We start from the raw sequence: 16,329 nt of genomic DNA on the forward strand, positions 1-16,329 counted from the left end.
AACAATGATAAAGTCGACTGTTTTCCCTATTGCTGCATTATTACTGGCAGCCACTTCATACGCTCATGCACAGCAAACCGTGGTTATTGAATCATGGCGCGCAGACAATGCCATCTGGGATCAGAAAATCATCCCGGCATTCAACAAGCACTACCCCGACATCACGGTGAAGTATGTCGCTCCCCCTGAGGCTGAAATTGCCCAGTGGAACGCCAACCCGGTCGGATACCTCAAGCAGCGGATCGAAAGCGGCAAGGCTGGCGATCTGCTGGCATGTCGCCCGTTCGACGGCGCGCTGCCGCTGTTCAAAGACGGTTTACTCAAGGAAGTAACCGAAATGGAAGGGATCGAAAACTTCCCGAGCTTCGCCCTCGCCCCGTGGCAGACAGACTCCGGTGCACAGACCTTCTGCCTGCCGATGGCGTCGGTCATCCATGGTTTCTTCTACAACAAAGATATTTTCAAAACATTAGGGGTCAATGAGCCTGTCACTCGGGCTGATTTCTACTGGGTGCTGGAAAAGGCCAAGCGCGCCGGTTATTTGCCACTGGCACTTGGGCTCAAAGATCGCTGGGAGACCGATGCTTTGGCATTTCAGAATATCGGCCCAACCTATTGGCAGGGCGAAGATGGCCGCAGCGCCCTTATTTCCGGCGAGGAACGGATGGACAGCCAGGCTTACCGCGATACCTTTGCCGAGCTAGCCAAATGGGCAACATATATGGGAGATGATGCCACTCAACGTGGCTACGGTGACTCACGCCAGCTTTTTGCCGAGGGCAAGGCCGCCGTCTTTCCGGCCGGCTCATGGGATATCATGACCTTCAAAGGCAAGCTGAATATGGGCGCCTTCCCTCCACCAGTGAAGAACAAAGGCGATGCCTGCTACTTCAGCGACCATACCGATCTGGGGATGGGGATCAACGCCAAGGCCAAGAACCCTGAGGCGGCACAAATCTTCCTGACCTGGATGGCTTCCGCAGAATTTGCCGAGTTGCTCACCAATGAACTATCCGGCTTCTTCTCCCTATCCAACCACTTCTTCGAGGTCAACGATCCTATCGCCCAGAAAATGATGTCATGGCGTGATCAGTGCGACTCGACCATTCGCAGCTCCACCCAGATCCTGTCTCGCGGCACCCCTAATCTCGAACAAGAGATATGGAGCACCAGTGTCTCCGTCATGGAAGGTAAGATGACACCGAAACAAGCAGCAAGCCGTCTCCAGCAAGGCCTTGAGGCATGGTATCCACCACAGCAGAATAGCAACAAGAACAGCGCCGAAAACTGCGACTGCCAGGCTCAATAACCCTACAGCCACACGCAGATAGAAAGCCCCAAACGGCACAAAAAAAGCACCCGAAGGTGCTTTTTTTATACTCACAAGATTAGTCCTTGTAATCGAACTTGAGTAACCGAAGCGCATTGAGTGTCACCAACGCCGTCGCACCACTGTCTGCCATAACGGCTACCCACAGGCCCGTCATACCCAGCAAGGTGGTTACAAGGAAGACCCCTTTCAGGCCCAGCGCAATCACAATATTCTGCTTGATATTGAACAATGTCGCCCGTGACAGCGCAATCATCATCGGCAGCTCAGCAACCCGATTATGGGTCAGTGCGGCATCGGCCGTTTCCAACGCCACGTCGGAGCCGCCCCCCATCGCAATACCAATCGACGCCGTTTTCATCGCAGGGGCATCGTTGATCCCATCACCGACCATCGCCACATGGCGGTTCTGGTTGGCCAGCTCCACCTCGCGCACCTTGTCTTCAGGTAACAAACCTGCGCGGAAATCAATGCCGATTTCGCCAGCAATCGCGGCTGCCGCACGTGGGTTGTCACCCGTCAACATCACGGCATGGATCCCCATTTTTTTCAGGTTGGATACGGCCTTGGCACTGTCTTCGCGCAAATTATCACGCCACGCCAGCAGACCAACCGGTTGGTTGTTACGCAATACCACTACTAGCGTCTTGCCCTGATCCTCAAGAGCAAAGACCGCTTCGCGCTGGACATCATCCAACACAACCCCTTCTGGCAACCGGTCAGCAGCAAGCAGCATCACGGTATCCCCTTCGATCTCCCCTTTGATCCCTCGTCCCGGCAGAGCCTCACGATGCATCGCATCCACAACAGTAAGCCCTTGCTCCTGCGCAGCCGAGATAACGGCCTGTGCCAACGGGTGAGCCGAGCCCATTTCAACCGCAGCACTCTGGCGTAGCATGCGGGATGTATCGTTATCCCAGCACACGGTATCCGTCAGCACGGGCTTGCCCTGAGTCAAGGTGCCTGTTTTATCAAATGCAACGGTCTGAATCCGTCCCAACTGCTCTAGGGCCGCACCGCCTTTGATCAAGGCACCACGGCGAGTCGCAGCCGCCAAACCAGAGGTAATCGCTGCCGGAATAGAGATAACCAAGGCACAAGGACAAGCAATCAACAACAACGTCAACCCCTTGTAGAGCCACTCATCCCAGCTTTGAGCGAACAACAGCGGCGGGATCACCACCACCATTGCTGCCAACACAATCATGGCAGGCGTATACCAACGACTAAAGCGATCAACAAAGCGTTCAAGCGGCGCCTTACGGGACTCTGCATCCTCAATCAGATGCAAAATACGATCAATCGCATTCTCGCCCTGCTGGGACACGATACGCAACCGCACCACCTTATCCGCCACCAACGCTCCTGCCATTACCTGCTCACCAGGCTGACGCTCAACGGGAACCGATTCACCGGTCAGCGCGCTTTCGTCAAAACTGGCGGCAATATCAAGCAATTCCACATCGGCTGGCAATCTGCCACCAGGGGCAACCTCGATAACATCACCCGGTTGCAACGCGCTGGCCGCCACCAATTCCTTGCTGCCATCAGCCAAAATGCGTGAAGCTTTTTCCGGCACCAATGCCATCAAAGCCTTCACCCCACTGCGTGCCTTGGCCGAGGCAAAACCCTCTAGCTGCTCACCGATCAAAAACAGCAGCAGCACCATCGCAGCCTCGGCGGTTTCGCCCAGATACAGCGCACCAATCGCGGCGACACTCATCAAGGTCTCGATAGAGAACGGTGAACCGTTCTTGGCAAGGCGCACAGCCTTACGGGCAATAGGCAGCAGGCCAACCAGGGTCGTTGCCGTAAAGGCGGCAAACCCAAGTGACTCAGAATGTTTGCTAAGCAAAAACGACACCAGCATCAGCGCCGAAATCAACAAAACCGATAGGTGCTCCCGCCAAAAACTCTGCGGCTTCACCTGCTCATCCTGACTGTCGGAGGTGATCAGCAAGAAACCCGTTTCGCGAGTCTTGGCAATAATGGCATCAGACAATGCCGTTGAATCACAATTAACCACCAACTTTTCGGTGGCAAACATCACTTTCGCCGAAACAACCCCCTCAAGCGAGGCAATCGCCGTTTCCAGCTTCTTAGCACAGCTCGGGCAATCCATCCCGCCGACTTTCCAGCTCAAAGTCGTACTATAGCTCCCCGGTGCTATCTCTGGCTCGCCTTCATCATGGGATACAGAGCTACAACAATGGCCACCATCACACGCGGGGCTCTCTGCCGACGGCGGTAATGGTTCTGAAGATAAATGGATGTTGGATGTATTAGCTGCCTCTGCGGAAGTGATTTTATTTATCGAAAATCCATGGCGTGGGCGGGAGGCAGGATCATCATCACCGGAGAGCTCGCCATCAGTCGTAGGCCCATGAGTCGCCACGGCGGATGCCGAGGACGTCGAGGCTTGGCAACTGCCTGTGGCGCAACAAGCCTCTGTATGGGTGTTATTCTCGACAACGACAGAGGCGGATGAAGCCGCCTGTGACGCTGCCGCATGAACGTGGAACTTCTTGTTATTGCATTGTGCACACATGGGCACGCTCCTTGTAGTGAATACTGATGAGACATTTCATCATTACAATCACTATAAACCTTGGAGCTATATCCAAGGTCAAGGCCCAAATGCGAATTTTTCTCTGTTAGCTTCTATGAATCAGCATGGTTACGAGGGATGCTTGCTGACACAATTAAGCGGCTAATGCGCGCTTTTTCTTTTTGGCTTCTTTTTCCAAGTAATCAATGTAACGAATATTGATTGCATTTTTCACATCGCTACTTTTACATTCCAGCCAATTTAAATCAATAATTACTGACTTGCCATGAATAAGCCTATGGCAAAAAGAGCATTTAATTTTTTCCTTAAACTCCGAGTCATTAAAGTAGATAACAATATAATTCGCTCTATCCGCTGATCTGACCGATCCAACAATATCGCCGTCTTCATCATGAAGTAGATTGAAGTTTGCAAAATTAAAATGCTTGAATCTACTCACAGCAGACCACGGAATAAACTTCACACCATGGGCTTTTTCTATCGATTCATAATAGATACCATCTTTATTGATCGTTAAAGGAGACGCGTTTTGAGTTATTCGCCGAAGCAAATATAAGCTGAGAAGGAACAGCGGCACCGACATGATTAAAGTTAAGAACCAAAGCTTATCTTCAAGTAAGCCCATAAAAAATACAATAATAGAGGCTAAGCCTAAACACACACAGTTTAGCTTCGCTTGTCCGTATACTTTCGGTTTGAATTTGATACTACTCGACATGGTTTATAGTTTTATTATTAAAAAGTAAAATGTATTTTACCCGCAAACATCTTCTTGTCTATCAATCATAAATGGAGGCAAGAAGCGGCAGGTAACAGATAATCTCGTCACCAACAAAAGCAGAACGAGTAAAAAAACAAAAAAGCAGGCCGAGGCCTGCTTTGCTATCTGTATGCTCTTTCTGTCACACCGTGTTGTTTAGCTCAAACGGCGAAACACCACGCTATTGTCGAGAATGTCGATCCAAGGCTGGTAATCCAACCCCATATCGAACACGTACTCAGTGATCAAACTACGGGCTGCCGTCAGCAGGCTCTCCGCCTTCCACGGCTTTTCGAAATAACTTTCAATACGGGCACGATTAATCGCCGCAATCGTATCTTGGTGGGTCGCCTGCCCTGTCAGCAACACTTTCTTTGTTTTAATAAAACGGGGATCTTGGGAGATTTCTGTCAGCAGTTCTACACCGGTCTTGCCCGGCATCACATGGTCTGAAATCACTAAGGCAATATGCTCACCCTCAGCATCCAGTTCGTCCATCAGCTCCAACGCCTCATCCGCTGACTCGCAGTCTTCAACATGGAAGAAATCGTTCAGCGGAGCCAAATCCTTCAATACCGCACTGAGCACTTCCCTTTGATCATCGACACAGATGATATTTAGTTTTTCCATAACCATCCCTTACGCGATTGGCAGTTTAATACGAAACTTGGTTTTCTCGGGGTCACTCTTCAATGCAATTGTACCGCCGTAGCTATGCACAATACGCTGCACGATAGAGAGCCCGAGCCCGAGGCCAAACGACAGGCCCCCCTTTTTGGTGGTGAAGTTTGGCTGGAACACCTTGCGCCGCGTCGCTTCGTCAATCATCGGCCCGTTATTGCTAATCGTAATCAGCAAACGGTTCTTGGAATGGCGCGTAATGATCTCTATCTGGGGATCATCAGTTCGCTCCATTGCATCGCAGGCATTCTTGATTATATTCACCCAGACCTGCACCAACTCAGTGGCACTGGCCGTAATGCACGGCAATACTGCCGGGCGCAATACCACGTTCACTCGACGCAGGTTGCTTTGCAGCAAGGCCAACGACTTATGAATAGTATCATTGACATCGACATCCGGCTGACGAGCCGTATCGGTTCCCCCCAATTGCTTGACTGAACGCACAATACTGGCGGCATGCTTGGCAGCAATACGCATATCATGAATATCACGGCCAATATCCCAGTATTGCAACGCCTCATCGAGGTTATCCAACCAATAAGCCGGCACCTCCCCTTCGGGCAGCGCCCGCGCCAATTGCCGAGCCTGCTCCCGTTCAAGAGAATGCGCTAATTGCAATTCCTTAGCTCGGGCTCGAACCTCGGCAGACGTCGCCGACTGGCCGGTATAAATCCCCAAATCAATGAATGGGCTGACATGGGGCTTGCTCTCCTCAAGCAACCGACAAATCCCCTGCTGTAACCCTTCGGTCTTGCTGCTGATCACACCGACAGCGTTATTCAGCTCGTGGGCAATACCGGCCGCCAACTGGCCAAGCGTCGTCATCTGCTCTGCCGCATAGAGCTTCTGCAACGCCTTTTCTTTTTCAATGGCCTGCAAGCCGGTCATCATCTGGCGCTGAGCCAGCTCATGAACCATGACCGGCATAAACTGCTCGGCCAACGAGCCGTATACCTCTGGCTCTACGGGACGGGTTTCCAAATCAATCCAAGCCAGTTCGCTGTCTTTTTCGGCCACCACCGTGGTCGAGGCCATCAAAGTCTGGGCAAAGAAGCTATGGACACCGAAGAACATCCCCTGACTTACCTGAAACACCTTGGTTTTCATCCCGCCATTGTCCAGATAGCCATAGAGCTCCCCTTTTTTTACCCAGTAAAGCCTGTCGTTATGGCCATCTTGTACCAGTACTTGCGTTCCCGCCTTCACCAACGTGGTTCGGGCAGGATCACGAAAGTAAACATCAATAATACGTTGCATGGCCTTTGGCTGGTGCATAGCGGCTCTCTTAAATATGATCAATCAGGTGTAGCAGCCAAATCATTGCAAAGCTCAATGCCACACCGACGACACCAATAATAACGCCGACTCGGGCCATCTGATTACTTTCAACATGTCCGGTAGCATGAGCAAGGGCGTTCGGCGGCGTACTGATCGGCAGCGACATACCAAGCGAAGCCGCAAAGGTAACCACCAGAATCAAGGTAATTTCCCCCCCCAACGGCACCAGCGATGCCATCGACGTACCCAAGGCCGCCATTATCGGCATCAACAAGTTGGCAGTGGCGGTATGAGACATAAAGTTAGCCATCAACAAGCACAGAGTTGCCGCCCCCACCAGCACCACATACGGTGAATAACTGTCAAAAGGAATGCTGTGTACCATCAGCTTCGCCAGTCCCGTCTGATCAAGGGCCAGACCAAGCGCAATACCGCCAGAGACCAACCACAACACATCCCATGAAATTTTCTTCAAGTCTTCTTTGTTGATGATGCCGGTCAGTGAAAAAACAGCCACTGGGATCAATGCAACGGTATACGAGTTCATGCCATGCGTTGAGCCCATCAGCCACAAGATAATCGTCAGGGCAAATGTCACATACACGGTGATCGCCTTTGGCGTTTTCAGGAACTTCCCTTTGATACTCAGCTCGATCTTCTCTTGCTGGGCCGGATACAGGGCGTTAATCAAAAACCAAGCAAAAACCAGCAGCACCGCAACAAACGGTACCCCAAAGAACATCCACTCACCGAACGTAATCAGGTTCTCGCCAGTCAGGTATTTCAACGCGATGGCATTGGGAGGGGTACCGATTGGGGTACCAATACCACCAATGTTGGCCGCGACAGGAATACACAGCGCAAAAGCTATCTTGCCGGGATCCTTGGCTCCGAACAGTGCAATCACGGGGGCCAGAATCGACAGCATCATCGCCGTCGTAGCGGTATTGGACATGAACATCGAGAAAATCGCCGTGATCAGCATCAAACCGAACATGACGTATTTGGGCTGGTTGCCAAACGGCTTTAGCAGCACCCGTGCCAAGTTGACATCCAACCGGTATTTGGTTGCGGCCATCGCCAGAAAGAAACCGCCGAGGAACAGCATGATGATCGGACTGGCAAAGGTTGCCATGATATCGCTGTAATTAAGCAACTCACCAAAATGCGGCTCTCCCTCCTCAGCACGAAACAGAAAAAAGCCCTTATTGGAAAGCAGTAGCAATTCAAGCACGATAATCACCACCGATGTGGCGTAGATCGGAATGGGTTCGAGCACCCAACACAAGGCAGCCAACAGGAAGATCGCAATCACCCGCTGCTGGATCACCGTTAGCCCCTCAACGGGAAACGCACTTGCCGGTAGCAAGATGATAATGAGTGGAATGAGGATAGGCACTATGTACCTGATATATTGACGCATGCTGACATTATTCCCTTAAAACACAAAAACTGGCGTCTGCTACCACCGGCAAGCAATGTCAATGAAAGGAGCACCGCAAACCCGTTGGAACAGGGGGATCCAGAAGCGCGCTATCCTGCCTTCCGGATTGATTCCGATTTGGGCAATTCTGCTAACAAAAGGGTGTAATTTCACCGAGTTAGATCAATAAAGCAGTCAAATATCAATATTTTTATGAATAATCAGAGCCCGATCTTATAACGGACAGAACCGCTTAATGCCGGCATTATTTGGCACAAAATATCGAGGATTATCACAGATGATGCCATGATATTCTACACCAAAGGGATGGTGCAATAGAGTGAATCTGCCAACTAACGCCAAGAGAGAGGGTTGTATTGCAACGACTTAGCTAAACAAAATACCGCCACTGAGCAATACAAAGCAAAAAGGCGCATAATGCGCCTTTTTATCTTATTAATCTCAATGAGCAAACGGGGATGACCCGTTATTTACGATGCGTAGTATTACACTGGGTGTTTAAAACAATCCCCAATCTGGTTGCTAATCGCCGTCAGCACATCGCGACGGGTGATCACACCCACTAACTGGCCGCGTTCTACTACCGGATAGATTTTGGGCTTTTGCCCTGCCATCGTATCAGCCAACTCAATGATCGAATCCTCGGGTGATACTGTTAACACGTCAGGGCGCATTACCTCCTCGACGGTGTAGGTATCTTGGCAATAGTAACCAACCTTGAGCAATTTATGGATCATGTCCTGCTCGGACAAGAACCCAACGACCGCTCGGCTCTCATCAACCACCGGCCCACCAATTTGCTTGGAAGTAAGCAGCTTATCCAAAGCTTTCGAAAGCGACATTTTAGGTTCAAATGTCACTGGGCGCGCATTCATGTAATCTTTAACTTTTAACGACTCCATGCATCCCCCTAACTTCACGAGTTTTGGCCAGAGCAAGCATTGACTCTATTAATGCCACACTAACCTTTGGATTCAATTCTAGCCACTCTCACCGTGACTACCTTTTGATTTAAGTGTCGTCTATTTCGTTGAAATTACTAAATTGAAATTGCCAATTTCATCAATAGGCCGTTTCGATAACGCGACAGCCAATAGCAGAATGTCACAAGCACAGGCCAAACATAATAAAAAAAGCCGCCTTTACTGGCGGCTTTCATTGCAACAATCTATCAAGTTACATGAACAGCATGAAAAGCATGTGCAGCGGCAATTGATCGCCAGAGGCCAAAATGATCTTGTCCCCGTCGATCTTCATATTAAGCAAATAATGACTCGCATTTCGCTCGGCAATTGCACTTTGCTCCAATATCGTAGCTCGTTCATGCAACGCCGGATTGCTCTCAACAAGCTCAACGGGCAGCTTAATACTGATCTCGCCAGCCAGTTGCTCGGCCAATCGTTCGATATTATTAGATACCCCTGTCATGCCCGGCTCGATAGTAAGACGCAGGTGGCTGTCGATATCACCTTGTGGTGTATCGACACTCAGATCGCCGATCGAAAAGGTCAGCCCTTTCTCAACGAGCATATCCAGCGCCTGTGTCGCGGCCTCAATCTGTTGCGGGTCCAGGGTATCATCCAACTTATCGGCCATGCTACCCAGCGTTGACATTGACGGATAATCCAAACCGGAAAACGACATGGCAAAATTGAAATTATTAAACTCACCACCATCCAGTGACACCAGCTGCTTAATTTTAATGCTATTGCTATTGGTCAATAGCGTTGCTGGCGATGCTCCCGGCTCAGTCAGTTTATTTTCCATGCCTACCGACAAGCCATTAATAGATACCTGCTGATCGGACGACGCATCTTTGAATGTCAGGCTATTTACATCAAATGTTTGCGTACCAATCCAATATTGACCATCTAGGTGGCCCTTGCCGCCGCCGCTCAAGCCTTTAACCACCATCGCTTCTTGCGCGACTGTCGTAACAACGGCTGACGGTAACTGGTAAGCAAATTCTCCTGCGCCATCAGCATCCACGTTACCGCTCATGCTAAAGCCAGCAAAATCCATTTCCGTGCCATCAGCATTCTCTGCTTTTGCTGGTAGCACTTCAAAGGTGAAATCAGTCTTGCGGGTCAGTGCGGTATCAGTCGTAAATACCACCGGAGACACGCCCTGCCCCCACATTTTAGCAACAATAGGCTGCAGAGCAGGATCAACCACCAACTCGCTGTCTGTCGATACACCAAACAAACCATGCTGAATGTGGTGTCGGACTTCCCATACCGTTGGCAGGCCTTCATCTTCAAAATACAGTTTGAGCTCATCTTTGAGCGTGATCTTAGACAGGGCTTCCGACGACAAATAGCCCCGCTGGTAGCTCTCGTTGGTCACGGCCAGATATGGGTTATCATATTTGGCCACGGTATCTAAATAAATTCGCTCACCGATCTGACCGGTTGCAAATGGCCAACATAACGCAATAGCTACTGCACCACCAGCAGCACCGAGTTGTTTCAGCATGATCCTATCACCCTAATTCCTTTGCATATTTCGGCTATTCTACCACAGCTCTACCGACACGCATTGACTATCATGGATTTATCGCGATCTGCGCCCAGCAATGCCAAGATGCTAGCCGCTTCTCAGTCTGAAACGGATGATTACTATACACTCGAATTTGCTAAGGTCTTGGATTAAAGAAGGAATAAGGGTGAATAATTTTGCCATTGTCTGTCTCGACGACGATCCACTCGTTGTAGAATGCCTGAACAATGAATTGGCTCCTTTCGCCGAGCTATTCGACATCTACAGCGCCTTCAGTACCGATGACGCACAACGCGTTTTGGCCGATATCAGCACTCAACATCAGCGAGTGGCAATGGTGATATGCGACCATGAGCTCGGCACCGATAGCGGGGTCGAATTTCTGATCAGCCTTGACCAGTATCCCGTTACCCAACAAGCCCGCACGGTACTAATCAACGACAAACCCCAGCTCGACAGCATTGTTCAGGCTGTCAACGAAGGCCGACTGCATTACTGTTTGACCAAACCTTGGAATCCCCACGAACTCCAGCAGGTACTCATCAAAGAGCTGACCAACTTCATTCTCAAGTACCCCGATGAAGACTGGCTCAGATACAGCCAACTACTTGACCACCGAAGAATTCTCAACGCCCATATCGAAAACCAGATGTCACGTTTTCGCTCGGGGTTTATACGCGATACCAGCACCCTTGACGACGCCACCCTCGCCAAACAGGTTTCCGATGCGTTGCACGAGTTTTTCGCCCTCAATGATGAAAGCCAGGCCTGCCGAACCTACAGCAAGCAACATGTCTTGACCCAAGAAGGGGAAGCCAATCACTTTCTGTGGTTTATCACCGAAGGTGAAGTGGCGCTCTACAAGAATGATGAGCACCAATGCCAACACGAGGTCGTCAAAGTTGGCCCGGGGCATCTCGTTGGCGGCATGTCCTTTGTCACCGGCGAGCGCTCGTTCTCAACCGGGATCACTCTGTGCAAAACCTCAGTGATCAAGCTGGACCGTACCCTGTTCAACCGGGTGATGAACTCCAAAACCGATCTCCTGCCCTTGTTCACCAACCTGCTGCTGCGCAACTTCAACCGTCGGCTGCAGGGCAGTATCCAAACCGAACTCCGGCTGCAGCAAACCCTAACGTCACTCGACAACGCCTACCATCAGCTGATCGAAAAAGAAAAAATGGCCATGCTCGGCCAACTGGTGGCAGGGGTCGCCCATGAACTCAACAACCCCGTTTCGGCTATCCTGCGCGGCAGCGATACATTGAAGCAGACCATCAGCAAGCTCACCAATACCCCGCTTAGCCATGAAAACCAAATCCGGGGCAACCATATCCTCGAACAGGCGATGGAGTCGCGACCGCTTTCAACCTCTGAAGCCCGCCAGCGTGCCCGCCAGTTGGAATCGATCCTGGGTGATCGCCAGCAGGCCCGCAAAGTCGTTCAAATGGGTATCGACTCGGCGGATTACCTCGAAAACTGGTTGCTCCCCCAGAAAAAGCAACTCGGGCCACTGCTCAACGAGTGGGACAACTACTATCAGATGGGTAACTTCCTGCGATCAATTAATGTCTGCGCCCAGCGAATTGCCGATCTGGTCAAGAGCCTGAAAAGCTACGCCCGACAAGATGATGAAACCCTGCATTGCGTCGATATCCATGAAGGGCTGGAAGACACACTGGTCATTTTCGAGAACAAGCTCAAGCGGCACCGGCTGATCAAAGATTATGCGCCTCTCCCCGAGCTATGCTGCCAGCCCATCGCCCTACAGCAGGTATGGACCAATCTAATTTCAAACGCCCTTGATGCCATCGATCAGGAACCCGGTGAAATAAGGGTGACGACACGCCTCGTCTCAACCAGCAATAACGCACCGGCCATCGAGGTCGAAGTGAAAGACAACGGCAAGGGGATCCAGCCCGACCAGCAGAAGAAAATATTCGAACTCAATTTCACTACTAAACGCGAAGGTAATTTTGGTTTGGGTATCGGCCTGTCGGTTTGCCAGCAGATCATCCACCAGCATCACGGCAACATCCGGGTGGACTCAGAGCCCAACCGCTACACCAAAATGATCGTCACATTACCTTTGGACAACGCCATATAAGGAGGCGCCGATGAACAAATATCTGATCCTATGCGTGGACGATGAGCGGGAGGTCCTCGACAGTGTCATCAACGATCTCAGCAGCCTCGAGGAATATTTTATTATTGAAGCAGCCGAGTCGGTCGACGAAGCCAAAGAGGTACTGGCGGAATCTATCGGTGATCATATCCCTCTCGCCTTGATCCTGTGTGACCACATCATGCCGGGCGAAACGGGCATCGAATTTCTGATCGAGCTAAAACAGCAAGACGAAACTACCCATGCCCGCAAGGTTTTGCTTACCGGCCAAGCCGGACTTGAAGAAACGGTCAAAGCCGTCAACAATGCCAGCCTTGATTACTATATCGCCAAGCCGTGGAATGGCGATGAGCTCAAACAGATTGTCATCGAACAACTCACAAGCTACATCATCGACAATGAGCAAGATTTAATGCCGTGGATCCAAGTTCTCGATACCACTCGAATCATGGAAGCATTAAGCGACAGGCGGCTTTCGTTGTCAGATATCTAACCGCTCGGCTGGTCTGCTTTTACAAAACCGACCAGCCCAATTTATCACACAATTAACTTTCCGCTTGCCCGTTAAAATGTTATCTTGATCACAAATTAAAATGATTCAACGATACTATCGTGCGGCAGCCCGTCCAGGGGCATATGGAAAATTGCCTCTTTATATCGGTGTCGCCGATGGCAAACCGGAAAGGTGACCGATGAAAGTTGCAGTCTTCAGTACCAAAAAGTACGACCAAAAATCCTTCGAGCTGATCAACCAGCACTATGGCCACCAGCTTGATTTCTTCGACTTCCGCTTGACCGAACAAACAGCAAAAATGGCCCACGGCTACGATGCGGTTTGTGCCTTCGTCAATGATGATCTCAGCCGTTCAGTCTTGGAAAAGCTCGCCGCCAGTAATGTACGTCTGGTTGCCATGCGTTGTGCTGGTTTTGACAAGGTGGATATTGATGCCGCACAGGATCTAGGTATCCAAGTCGTCCGTGTACCCGCCTACTCACCGGAAGCCATTGCGGAACATACCCTTGGCTTGATGCTAAGCCTAAACCGACGAATCCACCGAGCATACCAGCGTACCCGTGATGCCAACTTCTCCCTTGAAGGGCTGACGGGCTTCAACTTCCACGGACGTACTGTCGGCGTTATCGGCACCGGGAAAATCGGGATCGCAACCATCCGGATCCTCAAAGGTTTGGGCATGAATATCCTCGCCTTCGACCCGTTCGAAAATCCACTGGCCATCGAACTGGGTGTTACCTATACCTCCTTGGAAGAGATCTACCGCCAGGCTGATGTCATCACCCTGCACTGCCCAATGACACAGGAAAACTTCCACATGCTTAACGCCAATGCCTTCGCGCAAATGCGTGATGGGGTGATGATCATCAATACCAGCCGTGGCGAGCTGCTCAACTCCAAAGATGCGATTGAAGCCCTAAAAGTGGGCAAAATTGGTTCGTTGGGGATCGACGTTTACGAAAATGAAAAAGACCTGTTCTTCGAAGACAAATCAAACGACGTCATCACCGATGATGTCTTCCGCCGCTTGTCTTCCTGTCATAACGTACTATTTACCGGCCATCAAGCATTCCTGACCGAAGAGGCATTGGGTAATATTGCCGATACAACGTTAAACAATATTGCACAGTTCGAAGCAGGCAAGACCTCTGGTAACGAGCTGATCAAGTAATTCACATACAGGCCGCACCATCAGTGGCTACCTTTCAATCTTTCAACAATAAGGCAGGTACTCAACCTGCCTTATTCCCCCCTCATATCCCGCACGCTTTTGAGGTCACCTCTGCAAAGACACTGCTTGAGATAATGCAGAAATATGACCCTTTGGCCTTACCGGTTTTTGTCTTTATTTGTCATGATATGTTTCCCCGTATAACCAAGAATCACATTTAAAAACTTGCTTATCATTGCTGTGAAAGGGATTAAAAAAGAATGCACTAATAACTTTTTTACACACAAAAAAGCACTAGTGACCGCAAATTTCTATGCTAATAGGCTATTGTCCAGTAAAATACGCCCATTATTTTAAGACCTTCATGGATTCTATGATGCGTAAAATTCTTCTTGCGACTAGCTTAATGCTAGCGTCAATTTCTGCAGCCCACGCTGACACATCATCAACAATGAGCAACTTCAGCTACGATTATGCTGAGGCTCGTATTGGTATCAGCCCACTGACTTATGGTGCGGGCTTTAGCAAATCAATCCACCCTAACGCACACATCATCGGTAGCATTGATACAGAGTTCGACAGTGACTGGGACGCGGCACTAGGTGTGGGTTTCCATGCGCCTATCAATAACTGGGCCGATATCACCGGTGAGCTGAAAGCACGCAATGCCAAAGACAGCGGCCGCTTTGATACCTCAGCAGGCAGACTCGGTATGGAAGTTAACCTAGGCGTTCGCCAATGGTTGGGTCCACAGCTAGAAGTCGGCGGCCAGATCGGCCACCTGAACATTGATGACTACGAAAAAACTATCGGTAACGTCTACGCACGTTTCCACGCCACCGAGCTATTCTCAATTGGCGTAACAGGCCGATTCAACGAAATCTACGGCGATCAAATGTTAGTAACAACACGCTTCAAGTTCTAATTAACGCGCACCGAAATCCAAATACTCAACGCCCCGCGATATTCGCGGGGCGTTTTTGTATGGGAAACCAAAATCAGCTCACTTTTTTCATCTCTTCCAGCCAATCGATAAATGCCTTAATCCGTGGTGACGTCGCCATCTCCTTGCGGCAAACCAAATAGTACGTCAAAGGCGATGGCACCGATAAGGTAAACGGTGCGACTAAACGACCGCTCTCGAGCTGCTCGGCGATAAAAGAAGCACGCCCCATCGCCACCCCAATCCCCCGCTCTGCCGCCTGCAGCGACAAATCTGCACGGTCAAAGGTACAACCGGTCCCATCAGGCAGCAAAACCCCATTTTGCTGTGCCCAGTACTGCCATTCGTCATTGCGGCCGGCCTTGGCCCAAGGGGCGGCATCATGAAGCAGCATACAAGCGGTTAAATTTGCCGGATTGCCATACAAATGATGACGCTGCGCATAATCATGGCTGCAGACCGGCATCATGCTCTCGTCCATCAGCTTGACCACATGCAAACCACTGTGCTTACCGTTACCAAAGTAGATTGCGCAGTCAAACGACTCAGTCTGGAAATCCACCAGCTCGTTGCGGGTACGTAAATGAATACGCAAAGAAGGGTATTTATCAATAAAACGCTTCAGGCGCGGCAACAACCAGCGCTGGGCGAATGTCGGCGGTACCGAGATATTGAGATCGCCGCAAAGTTCTTGGGTACGCAACTCGCGCAGCTCATTGGCCAAATCGCCAAAATTCTGGGCAACGACCTCTTTGAGGCGCTTCCCATCATCCGTCAGGCTCAAGCGTCTTGGCTGACGAATAAAAAGCGTAACCCCCAAAGCTTCTTCGAGGTTTTTGATTTTATGACTGACCGCACTTTGTGTCAGGCATAAAATTTCGGCAGCACGGGTAAAACTCATTTGATCCGCTGCAATAAGAAAACAGTGGAGTCCTGAAAGGATTGAGCCGGTTAGTCGAGGTAATTGCATGGCAAGTTCAGAAAGTGGGTCTGTAAGTTATGAGAGGGATCA

Annotated in this window: 13 protein-coding genes; 5 read left to right on the top strand and 8 right to left on the bottom strand. The window is 50.3% G+C overall.

Annotation, left to right across the window (positions count from 1 at the left end):
- The first annotated feature begins 4 nt into the window (after positions 1–4).
- Complete coding sequence (locus ACSF8X_RS12200) at positions 5–1,309, top strand: ABC transporter substrate-binding protein (RefSeq protein ID WP_500850101.1); 1,305 nt, start codon at positions 5–7, stop codon at positions 1,307–1,309.
- Between the two features lie 79 nt (positions 1,310–1,388).
- On the opposite strand, the gene ACSF8X_RS12205 is transcribed toward ACSF8X_RS12200, so the two are convergent.
- From ACSF8X_RS12205 to ACSF8X_RS12235, 7 genes are all read right to left on the bottom strand, one after another.
- Entirely contained in the window at positions 1,389–3,878 is a 2,490-nt protein-coding gene (locus tag ACSF8X_RS12205; protein ID WP_500850102.1) for a zinc/cadmium/mercury/lead-transporting ATPase, read from the bottom strand.
- Positions 3,879–4,032: 154 nt separating this feature from the next.
- Complete coding sequence (locus ACSF8X_RS12210) at positions 4,033–4,617, bottom strand: hypothetical protein (protein WP_047877118.1); 585 nt, start codon at positions 4,615–4,617, stop codon at positions 4,033–4,035.
- A 198-nt stretch (positions 4,618–4,815) separates the two neighbouring features.
- Positions 4,816–5,289, bottom strand: coding sequence for a response regulator (locus tag ACSF8X_RS12215; protein WP_047877119.1), 474 nt, complete (start codon positions 5,287–5,289; stop codon positions 4,816–4,818).
- Between the two features lie 9 nt (positions 5,290–5,298).
- Positions 5,299–6,618 (bottom strand): ATP-binding protein, encoded by a 1,320-nt coding sequence (locus ACSF8X_RS12220; RefSeq protein WP_047877120.1) that lies wholly within the window; start codon positions 6,616–6,618, stop codon positions 5,299–5,301.
- A 10-nt stretch (positions 6,619–6,628) separates the two neighbouring features.
- Positions 6,629–8,044: an SLC13 family permease gene (locus ACSF8X_RS12225; protein WP_500850103.1), complete on the bottom strand. Its 1,416-nt coding sequence runs from the start codon at positions 8,042–8,044 to the stop codon at positions 6,629–6,631.
- A gap of 506 nt (positions 8,045–8,550) precedes the next feature.
- On the bottom strand, positions 8,551–8,967 hold the full coding sequence (locus tag ACSF8X_RS12230; RefSeq protein ID WP_047877122.1) for a CBS domain-containing protein: 417 nt from the start codon (positions 8,965–8,967) through the stop codon (positions 8,551–8,553).
- A gap of 274 nt (positions 8,968–9,241) precedes the next feature.
- The gene (locus tag ACSF8X_RS12235) at positions 9,242–10,540 is read right to left on the bottom strand and encodes a DUF945 family protein (protein ID WP_500850104.1); all 1,299 of its coding nucleotides are present in this window, start codon (positions 10,538–10,540) and stop codon (positions 9,242–9,244) included.
- Between the two features lie 190 nt (positions 10,541–10,730).
- Between ACSF8X_RS12235 and ACSF8X_RS12240 the strand changes: the two genes are divergently transcribed.
- From ACSF8X_RS12240 to ACSF8X_RS12255, 4 genes are all read left to right on the top strand, one after another.
- Positions 10,731–12,671, top strand: a complete 1,941-nt coding sequence (locus ACSF8X_RS12240; RefSeq protein ID WP_500850105.1) for an ATP-binding protein — start codon at positions 10,731–10,733, stop codon at positions 12,669–12,671.
- A 10-nt stretch (positions 12,672–12,681) separates the two neighbouring features.
- The gene (locus tag ACSF8X_RS12245) at positions 12,682–13,182 is read left to right on the top strand and encodes a response regulator (RefSeq protein WP_047877125.1); all 501 of its coding nucleotides are present in this window, start codon (positions 12,682–12,684) and stop codon (positions 13,180–13,182) included.
- 199 nt (positions 13,183–13,381) lie between these two features.
- Positions 13,382–14,374, top strand: a complete 993-nt coding sequence (locus tag ACSF8X_RS12250; RefSeq protein WP_500850106.1) for a 2-hydroxyacid dehydrogenase — start codon at positions 13,382–13,384, stop codon at positions 14,372–14,374.
- A 376-nt stretch (positions 14,375–14,750) separates the two neighbouring features.
- Positions 14,751–15,299: a hypothetical protein gene (locus ACSF8X_RS12255; RefSeq protein ID WP_047877127.1), complete on the top strand. Its 549-nt coding sequence runs from the start codon at positions 14,751–14,753 to the stop codon at positions 15,297–15,299.
- 73 nt (positions 15,300–15,372) lie between these two features.
- On the opposite strand, the gene dsdC is transcribed toward ACSF8X_RS12255, so the two are convergent.
- Complete coding sequence (gene dsdC / locus ACSF8X_RS12260; protein WP_500850107.1) at positions 15,373–16,287, bottom strand: DNA-binding transcriptional regulator DsdC; 915 nt, start codon at positions 16,285–16,287, stop codon at positions 15,373–15,375.
- Positions 16,288–16,329: the final 42 nt, after the last annotated feature.

The sequence above is a fragment of the Photobacterium panuliri genome (genome assembly GCF_059920555.1).

Coding starts and splice junctions, on each gene's coding strand:
- ACSF8X_RS12235 (WP_500850104.1), bottom strand. CDS start 10,540: ATGCTGAAACAACTCGGTGCTGCTGGTGGTGCAGTAGCTATTGCGTTA.
- ACSF8X_RS12230 (WP_047877122.1), bottom strand. CDS start 8,967: ATGGAGTCGTTAAAAGTTAAAGATTACATGAATGCGCGCCCAGTGACA.
- ACSF8X_RS12215 (WP_047877119.1), bottom strand. CDS start 5,289: ATGGAAAAACTAAATATCATCTGTGTCGATGATCAAAGGGAAGTGCTC.
- ACSF8X_RS12205 (WP_500850102.1), bottom strand. CDS start 3,878: ATGTGTGCACAATGCAATAACAAGAAGTTCCACGTTCATGCGGCAGCG.
- ACSF8X_RS12200 (WP_500850101.1), top strand. CDS start 5: ATGATAAAGTCGACTGTTTTCCCTATTGCTGCATTATTACTGGCAGCC.
- ACSF8X_RS12220 (WP_047877120.1), bottom strand. CDS start 6,618: ATGCACCAGCCAAAGGCCATGCAACGTATTATTGATGTTTACTTTCGT.
- dsdC (WP_500850107.1), bottom strand. CDS start 16,287: ATGCAATTACCTCGACTAACCGGCTCAATCCTTTCAGGACTCCACTGT.
- ACSF8X_RS12210 (WP_047877118.1), bottom strand. CDS start 4,617: ATGTCGAGTAGTATCAAATTCAAACCGAAAGTATACGGACAAGCGAAG.
- ACSF8X_RS12255 (WP_047877127.1), top strand. CDS start 14,751: ATGCGTAAAATTCTTCTTGCGACTAGCTTAATGCTAGCGTCAATTTCT.
- ACSF8X_RS12250 (WP_500850106.1), top strand. CDS start 13,382: ATGAAAGTTGCAGTCTTCAGTACCAAAAAGTACGACCAAAAATCCTTC.
- ACSF8X_RS12225 (WP_500850103.1), bottom strand. CDS start 8,044: ATGCGTCAATATATCAGGTACATAGTGCCTATCCTCATTCCACTCATT.
- ACSF8X_RS12245 (WP_047877125.1), top strand. CDS start 12,682: ATGAACAAATATCTGATCCTATGCGTGGACGATGAGCGGGAGGTCCTC.